This window comes from Arthrobacter sp. Soil764 (assembly GCF_001428075.1).
In the GTDB taxonomy this organism is placed as follows: Bacteria; Actinomycetota; Actinomycetes; order Actinomycetales; family Micrococcaceae; genus Arthrobacter.
The window spans coordinates 488993-499375 of record NZ_LMSI01000001.1 but is presented as its reverse complement, the minus strand read 5'-3'; the positions used below and the strand labels follow the sequence as shown (position 1 = coordinate 499375).

General features: G+C 67.2%; 10 protein-coding genes. 3 read left to right on the top strand and 7 right to left on the bottom strand.

Annotated features, from left to right (window positions below; translation table 11 throughout):
- The first annotated feature begins 109 nt into the window (after positions 1-109).
- Positions 110-1090: an IS481 family transposase gene (locus ASG86_RS02335; protein ID WP_056329605.1), complete on the top strand. Its 981-nt coding sequence runs from the start codon at positions 110-112 to the stop codon at positions 1088-1090.
- 175 nt (positions 1091-1265) lie between these two features.
- Here ASG86_RS02335 and ASG86_RS02330 read toward each other — a convergent pair whose 3' ends face one another.
- The 6 genes from ASG86_RS02330 to ASG86_RS02305 form a co-directional block, all read right to left on the bottom strand.
- Complete coding sequence (locus ASG86_RS02330) at positions 1266-2063, bottom strand: alpha/beta fold hydrolase (RefSeq protein WP_056329602.1); 798 nt, start codon at positions 2061-2063, stop codon at positions 1266-1268.
- Positions 2064-2109: 46 nt separating this feature from the next.
- Positions 2110-2880 (bottom strand): SDR family oxidoreductase, encoded by a 771-nt coding sequence (locus ASG86_RS02325; RefSeq protein ID WP_056329599.1) that lies wholly within the window; start codon positions 2878-2880, stop codon positions 2110-2112.
- Positions 2881-2905: 25 nt separating this feature from the next.
- Positions 2906-4255: an MFS transporter gene (locus tag ASG86_RS02320; protein WP_056329596.1), complete on the bottom strand. Its 1350-nt coding sequence runs from the start codon at positions 4253-4255 to the stop codon at positions 2906-2908.
- The gene (locus ASG86_RS02315; protein ID WP_056329592.1) at positions 4252-4758 is read right to left on the bottom strand and encodes a winged helix-turn-helix transcriptional regulator; all 507 of its coding nucleotides are present in this window, start codon (positions 4756-4758) and stop codon (positions 4252-4254) included. The genes ASG86_RS02320 and ASG86_RS02315 overlap by 4 nt, the downstream gene beginning before the upstream one ends.
- Positions 4759-4869: 111 nt before the next feature.
- Positions 4870-6033, bottom strand: coding sequence for a cystathionine gamma-synthase (locus tag ASG86_RS02310; protein ID WP_056329588.1), 1164 nt, complete (start codon positions 6031-6033; stop codon positions 4870-4872).
- A gap of 27 nt (positions 6034-6060) precedes the next feature.
- Entirely contained in the window at positions 6061-7446 is a 1386-nt protein-coding gene (locus ASG86_RS02305) for a cystathionine beta-synthase (protein WP_056329585.1), read from the bottom strand.
- Between the two features lie 59 nt (positions 7447-7505).
- On the opposite strand from ASG86_RS02305, the gene ASG86_RS02300 reads away from it, so the two are divergent.
- A complete protein-coding gene (locus tag ASG86_RS02300; protein ID WP_056329583.1) occupies positions 7506-8693 on the top strand; it encodes an SLC13 family permease in 1188 nt (395 codons plus the stop codon).
- Positions 8694-8710: 17 nt separating this feature from the next.
- On the opposite strand, the gene ASG86_RS02295 is transcribed toward ASG86_RS02300, so the two are convergent.
- Positions 8711-9115 (bottom strand): VOC family protein, encoded by a 405-nt coding sequence (locus ASG86_RS02295; protein WP_056329580.1) that lies wholly within the window; start codon positions 9113-9115, stop codon positions 8711-8713.
- Positions 9116-9305: 190 nt separating this feature from the next.
- On the opposite strand from ASG86_RS02295, the gene ASG86_RS02290 reads away from it, so the two are divergent.
- Positions 9306-10289 carry a DNA-3-methyladenine glycosylase family protein gene (locus ASG86_RS02290; RefSeq protein WP_056329577.1) on the top strand — a complete coding sequence of 328 codons (984 nt, stop codon included), beginning with the start codon at positions 9306-9308 and terminating at the stop codon, positions 10287-10289.
- The last annotated feature ends 94 nt before the right edge of the window (positions 10290-10383 follow it).

Here is a 10383-nt window from a genome sequence, read left to right as displayed (position 1 = left end):
TGTATTACCCAGGGACGTTGGTGACGGTCGGCGTGGCGTGGTGACATGAAGAAAACCTCCGAGTGGAGTGGGGCTTGTCTAGAGTCCAGTTCCACAAACGGAGGTCTTCGTGTCCCACCCTAACGCTTTCCTCGCGCCCTTGGGGCGGCTTGAATTGGCGAAATGTATCGTCGATGATGGCTGGCCGTTGCGGCGCGCTGCCGAACGTTTTCAGGTTTCTGTGCCGACTGCCGCCCGCTGGGCCAAACGCTATCTTGAGCTTGGTCCCCAGGCCCGCGAGCTCGGCGCAAAGGGTATGCAGGACCGCTCCAGCCGTCCTGCATCATCCCCGCAGCGGACACCACGGCGGGTTGAGCGGCGGATCATTGCCTTACGGGTGAACCGGCGCTGGGGGCCGGCCCGCATCGCTTATCTGCTCGGGATGCACCCGTCCACGGTCCACAAGGTCCTGTCCCGTTATCATCTGGCGAGGCTGTCCTGGCTGGATCGGGCGACAGGACGAGTCATTCGCCGCTACGAACACACCAGTCCAGGAGATCTCGTTCACGTCGACGTCAAGAAGCTCGGCCGGATCCCCGATGGAGGAGGCCACCGGGCGGTGGGCCGGGCCAAGGGCTGGTCCAACCGTGGACACCGCAAAGATCGCCCTAAGCCCGGCTACGCCTACATCCACACCGCCATTGATGACTACTCACGGCTCGCGTATTCAGAGATCCTCATAGACGAGCGGCAGGAAACCGCTGCCCGGTTCTGGCAACGGGCCAGCGCCTACTTTCAGGGCTGCGGCGTCTCAATCCGCAGGGTGCTGACCGACAACGGTTCCTGCTACCGCTCACGGGTTTTCAACGAAGCTCTCGGTCCCGGCATCAAACACAAATACACCAGGCCATACCGGCCCCAAACCAACGGCAAAGTCGAGCGCTTCAACCGCACCATGACAGAAGAATGGGCCTACGCCCGCCCCTACAAAAGCGAAACCGAACGGGCACAGGCCTTCCTAGCTTGGCTCCACCACTACAATCACCATCGAGGCCACACAGCACTCAGAGGTCAGGCACCCGCCAGCCGCGTCACCAACCTCCGTGGGTAATACANCCTACGCCCGCCCCTACAAAAGCGAAACCGAACGGGCACAGGCCTTCCTAGCTTGGCTCCACCACTACAATCACCATCGAGGCCACACAGCACTCAGAGGTCAGGCACCCGCCAGCCGCGTCACCAACCTCCGTGGGTAATACACCTAGTTGGGTGGGACCGGGTGCGCCTCAGGCGAGACCCTGCAGGAAGCGCCGAACCTCGGCGTTGAACTGCTCCGGCGCTTCGGCGAACACCAGATGTCCGGCACCGGGAATCACCGTCAACGCTGCACCCGGAATCTGCCGGTGCAGTTCCTGCGCCACAGACAGCGGTGAGCGCTGGTCTTCCTCCCCATGAATCAAAAGCGTGGGAACAGCAATCGTCGACAGGACGCTGCGGTAGTCCGCGCGTCCGCTGGCGCTGAGCAGTGCCCGTAGGCTTGCCGGCCGGACATCAAGCATCACGGCGGCAATTTCGGCGACCACTGCAGGGTCGGCGTCTTTCGCGAAGAGGGTGGGCAGCCACTCGTGAACGAACTTGCCCGGCGGCTCGCCGATCTCCGCTTCCACCATGGCAATCCGGCGATCCACTTCCTCCGGCGGCAATGATCCTGCCCAGCCGGCATAGGCCGATACCAGCAGCAACGATGCTGGGACCTCCGGGTACCCCTTGTACAACTCCAGCGCCACCATGGAGCCCCAGGACATTCCCAGGACGTGCGGCTTTCCGTTCCCGCCCGCAGCTTCCGTCAGAAAGCCGACGGCGAGGAGCCCCAGGTCCCGGGCGGAGAGGTTGGGTGCAGGGTCATCGGACTGACCGCATCCGGGAGCATCCCAGGCAATCACCGTGAAGTCTTTGGACAGGTCCTCCAGCTGGTGCCGCCAGATCCTGCTGTCCTCGCCGGCACCGTGGAACAGGATCAGCGGTGGCCCGTTGCCCGCCCGCTGGTAGGCAATCCTGAGTCCGGCTACCTCGACGGCATCCATATCCGCGATTGTAGGACTGCGGAAGCCTGTTGCCTACGCCCAGACGTCAGGCCGAGAAGCCGCCGTCAGCCTTGATCAGCTGGCCGGAGACCCAACGACCCGCGGGTGAGAGCAGGAACGCCACGGTCCCGGCAACGTCGGCCGGGGTGCCCAGCCTGCCGGTGGGCTGACGCGCGCTGAGTTCCGCGCGGATCTCCGGGGTCATCCAGCCGGTATCCACCGGCCCCGGGTTGAGGACGTTGGCCGAGATCCCCTGCGGCCCCAGCTCGCGGGCGGCGGCAACCACGATCCTGTCCAAGGCCCCTTTGGAGGCGCCGTAGGGAAGGTTGAACGCTGTGTGGTCACTGGTCAGCGCAACGATCGCGCCGCCGTCGTCCGTTGCCTGCCGCGCAAAGGCGGCGATCAGCTGCCAGCTGGCGCGGGTGTTCACTGCGAAGTGCCGGTCAAAGGACTCCACGCTGGTGTCCAGCACGCCTGAATCCACCGACTCCGCGTGGCTGAGCACCAGGCCCTGCAGCGGGCCGGCAAGCTGTGCGGCCTCCGCCACGAGCCGGTCCGGGACGCCGGGGTCCTGGAGGTCAGCTGACAGGACATGGACCTTGGCACCGATCGCCTCCAGCTCGGCGGTGAGGCGGACCACGTCCTCGGGTTCGCTCCCCCACGGCATGCGGGCGTCGTACTCGGCCCAGTAGGACAACGCCAGGTCCCAGCCGTCCGCCGCGAGTTGCCGGGCAATGCCGGCACCGATGCCGGCCAGCCGCCCCACACCGGTGACCAGGGCAACGGGGCGGGCAGGGAGGGGTGTGACAGGTTCCATCGGACCAGCCTAGCGGTGGCCGGTTTCAGGCCGCTGCCGGCTCCGCTTCCCGCGAACTGCGGTTCCGGCGGATGGTGGCACTGATGACGGCGGCAATGGTGCACATGGCCGCTGCCCCGAGCCAGGCGTAGGTGTAGTGGCCGGTGGCGTCCCGCAGGGCCCCGGCGGCAATGGCAGCCGCGGCGGCACCCAGCTGGTGGGCCGCGAAAACCCAGCCGAAGACCACGCTGCCGTCGGCACCGAACGTCTCGCGGCAGATGGCGGCCGTGGGTGGGACGGTGGCCACCCAGTCCAGGCCGTAGATCACCACGAACACGATCATGCTGGGCTGCACCTCGGCGTTCAGCAGCAGTGGGAGCACCAGCAGGCCGATGCCGCGGAACTGGTAGTAGACGGCGAGCAGGACGCGGGGATTGAAGCGGTCGGTCAGCCAGCCTGAGGCGATGGTCCCGATGATGTCGAAAATCCCGACGACGGCGAGCAGGCCCGCAGCCGTGGTTTCCGGCATGCCGTGGTCATGGGCGGAGGGGATGAAGTGGGTGCCGATCAGGCCATTGGTGGTGGCGCCGCAGATGGCGAAACCGGCCACAAGAGCCCAGAACGTGCGCACCCTGCTGGCGCGTTTGAGGACCTGGAGGGCCCGGATGGCGGCGTTGCTGCGCGGGCCGTCGTCCGGAGCTTTTGCGGAGCCTGCCGGGTGTTCAACCTCTTCCGCGCCATAGGGCAGCACTCCGGCGTCGGCGGGTGAGTTCTTGAGGAACTTCAGCACCAGCGGGACCACGGCGAGCGCCCCGGCGGCGATCAGCAGGGAAGCCTGCCGCCACCCTGGATCCTGCGCGAGGAGGGCGATGAAGGGCAGGAAGACCAACTGGCCGGCGGCGCTTCCGGCGGTCAGGATGCCGATGACCAGTCCCCGGCTTTTCGCAAACCAGTTGTTGGCGATGGTGGCGGCGAAGACCAGTGCCATGGAGCCGGTGCCGAGTCCGATCAGCAATCCCCAGGTCAGCAGGATCTGCCACGACTGGTTCACCAGCACCGTCAGGGCGCTCCCGGCACCGATCAACACCAGCGCCGTTGCGGTGACTGCCCGGATGCCGAACCGTTCCATCAGGGCGGCGGCGAACGGGGCCGTGAGCCCGAAGAGCACCAGGTTGATGCTCACGGCTGCCGAGAGGACCGTGGTTGACCAGCCGAACTCCTGCTGGAGTGGAACCATGAGGACGCCCGGGGCCGCCCGGAATCCGGCAGCCCCAACCAGGGCAAGGAAGGCAACGGCGGCAACTGTCCAGGCGGGATGCAGGCGGCGCCGCGGACCCTGGGGCTGCGGAGCGGCCTGCGGTGAGATGTCGGCTGTTTCTTCCGGCAGGGTGCTCACGAGGCCGCTCCCGTCCCCGATGCAGTGGACAACCGGATGGGCTGGTCCGACCTGGACCGGCTGTGCCAGCTGGTGTTGGCCGCCGTCAGCTTTTCGCCACACCGGGTGCAGGTGTCTGCCGAGGTGGTGGGCTCCCCGCAGCCGGTATGGATCACGTACAGGTGTGCCTGGTCCGAGGGCGCGGGCAGGTGCTTTTCCGCCCAGATGGTGACCGCGTTCAGGACCGGGAGCGCGTCCTCACCCTTGGGAGTGAGCACATACTCCTGGCGTGTGCGGCCGCCGTCGTCGTATGCCTTCCTGGCCAGCAGCCCGGACTCAACCAGGCCTGCCAGGCGTTTGGTGAGCACCGAGTCGGCAACCTCCAGCCGGCTCTTCATGGCGTCGAAGCGCCCGTTCCCGAAGAAGACCTCGCGCAGCACCAGGATGGACCAGGGGTCGCCAAGGATGTCCAGGCCGCGGGCCATGCTGCAGCTGCGTTGGGACCAGTTTGAGCGGAGAGGCATAGGGGAACCCTAGCTGGCTTTCTTCAAGAAAGCCATGCCCTACGCGAGATAACACTTAACGGCAGTCCGGGCTGCGAACATTGCCGCGAAATGACATCTCGCGGGGGTGGTTTACGGGATGGCGGAGAAGGCCCGGTCCAGGTCGGCGATCAGGTCCTCCACGTCCTCGATGCCGCAGGACAGGCGGAGCAGGTTGACCGGGACGGCCAGCTCGGTGCCCTTGACCGACGCGTGGGTCATTTCGGAGGGGTAGTTCATGAGGGACTCGATGCCGCCCAGGGACTCCGCGAGGGTGAACACGGACGTGGACTCAGCCACCTTCCGCGCCGCCGCTTCACCGCCCTTGAACTGCACCGAGACCATGCCGCCGAACTTCCGCATCTGCTTTTTGGCGAGCTCGTGGCCCGGATGGGTGGGCAGGCCCGGATACAGGACGGCCTCCACCTCCGGGCGTTCCAGCAGCCACTCGGCCACGGCCTGGCCGTTCTCGCTGTGCCGGTCCATGCGGACGCCCAGGGTCTTCAGCCCGCGGGTGGTCAGGAAGGCATCCATCGGGCCGGACACGGCACCCACGGCGAACTGGACGAAGCCGATCTTGTCGGCCAGCTCCGCGTCCTTCACCACCACGGCGCCGCCCACCACGTCAGAGTGGCCGCCGATGTATTTGGTGGTGGAGTGCACCACGACGTCGGCGCCCAGGGCGAGTGGGGTCTGCAGGTAGGGGGACGCGAAGGTGTTGTCGACCACCAGGAGGGCCCCGGCGTCGTGCGCTATGTCCGCGAGCGCTGCGATGTCGGTGATCTTCATCAGCGGGTTGGAGGGCGTCTCCACCCAAAGGAAGCGGGTTTTGTTGGCGGCCACGGCGTCGCGGACCATGTCCAGGTTGGCCATGTCCACTGGGGTGTTGCCGATCCCCCAGTCGCCAAGCACCCGGCTGATCAGCCGGTACGTGCCGCCGTAGGCGTCGTTGCCCAGCACGATGTGGTCACCCGGGCGGGTGAGCGCGCGGATGAGGGCGTCCTCCGCGGCCAGGCCGGAGCTGAAGCTGTAGGCGTGGGTGCCCAGTTCCAGCGCCGCGAGCTGTACCTGCAGCGCGTCCCTGGTGGGGTTGCCGCCGCGGCCGTATTCATAGCCGCTGCGCAGGCCGCCGATCCCGTCCTGGGCGTAGGTGGAACTGAAGTGCAGCGGCGGCACCACCGCTCCGGTGCGGGGCTCGAACTCCTGGCCGGCGTGGACGGCGCGGGTGTTGAAACCTTGGTTTTCAGAGGCAGGCATGGGTGCTCCTTTACGGGTAACGCAGAATCAGTTGCTGAGGTAGGCCAGCAGGTCGTGCCGGGTGAGGATGCCAACCGGCGCACCCACGAACGTGACCATCAGGGTGTCGGTGTCGGACAGCAGTTCCCTGGCGGCGGAGATGGTTTCCAGCGATCCGATGACGGGCAGCTTGGGCCCCATGTGCTCGGAGATCTTGTCCGTCAGCTTGGCTTCGCCGCGGAACAGCTTGGCGGTCAGCGTGCGCTCGTCCACCGCACCGAGGACCTCGCCCATGACCACGGGCGGTTCCTGCGACAGCACCGGGATGTGGCTGACGCCGAACTCGTTCATGATGTTGATGACGTCCCGGACCGACTCGTTGGGATGGATGTGGACCAGGTCCGGCAGTTCGCCGTTCTTGGACTTGATGACCTCCCCCACCGAGGTTTCCTCTCCACCGGAGAGGAAACCGTAGGAGCGCATCCACTGGTCGTTGAAGATTTTGGCCAGGTAGCCGCGGCCGGAGTCGGGCAGGATGACCACGACGACGGCACTTTCCGGCAGGTCCCGCGCCGCCTGGAGTGCGGCTACTACGGCCATTCCGGAGGAACCGCCCACCAGCAGCCCCTCTTCCCGCGCAAGGCGGCGGGTCATGGCAAAGGAGTCGGCGTCGCTGACGGCGATCACTTCGTCCGGGATGGTCTTGTCGTAGTTGGCCGGCCACATGTCCTCGCCGACGCCCTCCACGAAGTAGGGCCGTCCGGTGCCGCCTGAGTAGACCGAGCCCGCGGGGTCCGCGCCGATGATCCGGACCACGCCGCCGTCGGACTCCGGCCGGTCCGCCGAGACCTCCTTAAGGTACCGGCCGGTGCCGGTGATGGTGCCGCCCGTGCCGGCGCCAATGACGCAGTGCGTGACCAAGCCGTCCGTATCCCGCCAGATCTCCGGCCCGGTGGTCTTGTAGTGGCTGCCGGGGGCTGCCGGGTTGGAGAACTGGTCCGGCTTGTAGGCGCCGGGCGTCTCCCGGGTGATCCGGTCCGAGACACCGTAGTAGCTCTGCGGGCTGTCCGGCGGGACGGACGTGGGGGTGACCACCACTTCCGCGCCATACGCCTGCAGCACGGCCCGCTTGTCCTCGCCCACCTTGTCCGGGACCACGAAGATGCACTTGTAGCCCTTCTGCTGCGCCACTAGGGCCAGGCCCACTCCGGTGTTGCCGGAGGTGGGCTCCACGATGGTGCCCCCGGGCTTCAGTTTGCCCTCGCGTTCGGCGTCCTCAATCATCTGCGCCGCGATGCGGTCCTTGATGGATCCGCCCGGGTTCAGGTACTCAAGTTTGACCAGGACAGTGGCTTTGATGCCTTCGGTCACGTGGTTGAGTTTGATGAGCGGGGTATTGCCGATGAGGTCCAGGATGGACTGGGCGTACTTCATAGGTACAAAGCTACCGCTTCCTGCGCGGCGCTCCCTGCCCGGGATGCGAGGATAGCCCGGTGAAGCAGTTCGCATGGCTGAAAGCCGCCCGGAGCTACCTGCTGCCCGGCGCCGTCCTGGCGGCAGGGACGGCCGCCCTGGCCCTGGGCGTACTCCCCCTTCCCGCCTTCGGCGAACTGGCTTCGCGGACCATTCCCATCCTTGCCTTCGTGCTGGCCATGTCCCTGGTCACCGAACTGGTGGACGAGGCCGGCCTGTTCCGGGTGGTGACGGACAGGCTGGCCGCCCTGGGCCGGGGCCGGGTTTTCCTGCTGTGGCTCCTGGTGGTGGCGGTGGCGACGGTGTCCACCGTGTTCCTGTCCCTGGACACAACCGCGGTGCTGGTGACGCCCGTGGTGGTCCTCCTGGCTGTCCATGCCCGGATCCCGCCGCTGCCGTTTGCGTTGACCAGCATCTGGCTGGCCAATACCGCGTCCCTGCTGCTTCCCGTTTCCAACCTGACCAACCTCCTGGCCCAGGACCGGCTGGGGTTAAGCCCACGGGGTTTTGCGGGGCTGGTGTGGGCCCCTGCCCTGGTTGGCCTGCTGGTCCCCCTCGCCCTGTTGTGGCTGGCGTTCCGGCGGGATCTGCGCGGAACGTATGGACCGCAGCCTGCGCATCCGGTCCGTGACCCCAAGCTGCTGAAGGTTGCTGCGCTCACGCTCCTGGTCCTGCTGCCTGCCCTGGTGTCCGGCGTTCCGGTGCAGTACCCGGCAGCGGCAGCCGCGGCCGTCCTCCTTGCGGTTTTCCTCCGCCGGCGGCCGTCCGTGCTGCGGTGGTCCATGGTTCCCTGGCGGCCGCTGATGCTGACGGTGGGCCTGTTCATGCTCATGGAGGCACTGCACGCCCATGGCCTGACGTCCCTGCTGGCGGGTGTAGCCGGTTCCGGCGAGGGCCTGCCTGCGCTCCTGCAGCTGGCCGCGCTGGGGACCGGCGCTGCCAACGCCGCCAACAACCTCCCCGCCTACCTTGCCCTGGAACCGGTGGCAGGATCGCCGGCCAGGTTTGCGGCACTGCTCATCGGGGTGAACCTTGGTCCGCTGGTGACCCCGTGGGCCTCGCTGGCCACGCTGCTGTGGCATGAGCGGCTGCGGGTACTGAACGTCCCCATCAGGTGGGGCGGGTTTGCCCTGGCGGGTTTGGTGGCCGTACTGCTGACGGTACCGCTGGCCGTCCTGGCGCTCTGGCTGGTGTCCGGGATGGCGTAGCGCCCCTGTACCACGAGTCAGGTATCCAGGCGCGATTCCCCTTCCGCCGGCAGATTCTCCCAGAGCCCCATCACGTTGCCCTCGGAATCCTTGAAATAGGCCGTAAAGCCCATGCCGGGAATCTCGTTCTTGGGCATGACCACCGACCCGCCCAGCTGCTCTACCCTCTCAAGCGTTGCGTTGATGTCCGGAACATCCACGGTGATCACCGGGTGGGTGATCTGCCCCTCCCTGGCCATCATCCCGCCGTTGATGGCGCCGGCAGCCACAGGCTGGCCGTTGTCATCCATGTCCGCGGTGATGACCATGCTGTAGTTCATCCCCGGCACCGGTTCTATCCGCCAGTCCAGCGCTTCCTGGTAAAACTTCCTGGCCCGTTCCCGGTCATCCGCCGGGATCTCGAAATGCACTACTCCGCCCATTGCTGCGCTCCTGCCATCTCCTGGTTGCGGCGCGGTCGGTTCCGCACCGCCGTGTGGATTGTAGGTTTTGCCGGGGCGGGAAATTAGGGCCGTTCTACCGTTGCTTCCGGGGTGTATTCCCGCTCAAGTCTGGCTTATCTGCCGGATGGTTGTCGCGCCGCTGTCGGTGGTCCGTGGGACGATGGAAGACATGACGATCGCAGAGGCACCACCCCGGCTGGCAGCCGCGGCGGACGTGTCTCTGCGGTGGTATCCGGAGGCCCCCTACAGCCTTTCCCGCACCCTTGGGCCGCTCCTGCGCGGCAACAGTGATCCTTCCTTCTGCGTCCAGGGCGACGTCATCTGGAATGCGTTTACGACGCCGGCCGGCCCGGCAACAATGCGGCTCGCCCCTGCAGGCGGCGCAGCAGGCGGGCCCCTGGTGGACATCCAGGCGTGGGGCCCCGGCGCCGCGGCCGCGGTGGAGGCAGCGCCCCGGCTCCTGGGGGCCGACGACGACTGGCGGGGTTTCGACGAACCGTCCTTCCATGACACGTTGCCCCGGATGGTCCGGGAGGCCCGGCGGCACAGCCTGGCGGTCCGGCTGCCTTCGAGCGGCCGCATGGTGGACCAGCTGGTCCCGATCATCCTGGAGCAGAAGGTGACGGTCATCGAGGCACGGCGTGCATACCGCTACCTGGTGCACCGCTACGGCACCCCGGCTCCCCCGGCCGGAACGTCCACCCCGGCAGGTCTGGTGGTGGCCCCAACGGCGGCCCGGTGGCTGCAGGTTCCCAGCTGGGAGTGGCACAAGGCGGGCGTGGGACCACAGCGCTCGGCCACCGTTATGCGGGCGCTGCGCTCCGCCGTCGCGCTGGAACGGCTTGCGGCGCTGCCGGCGGCGGAAGCTGCCCGGATGATGCAGGCCATTCCAGGCATCGGGGTTTGGACTGCCGCAGAGGTGGTGCAGCGAACCCACGGCTGCCCGGACTCGATTTCGGTGGGCGACTACCACCTCGCCGCCTACGTGGGGGCCGCGCTGACCGGACGCAGGACGGACGACGCCGGGATGCTCCGGTTGCTGGAACCCTGGCGGGGGCACCGGCAGCGGGTGGTCCGGATGATCCAGGCAACGGGCTTCCGGAAACCCACCTTCGGCCCGCGGATGACCATCCAGGACCACCGGGGGCACTGAACTCCCGGGATCCCCCTGCAACAAACGCATGACCCGGGTTGGCAATGGGTACGGCCCCAGTAAGCGCGTCCAGCCAGGCGGACTGCTGAACTAC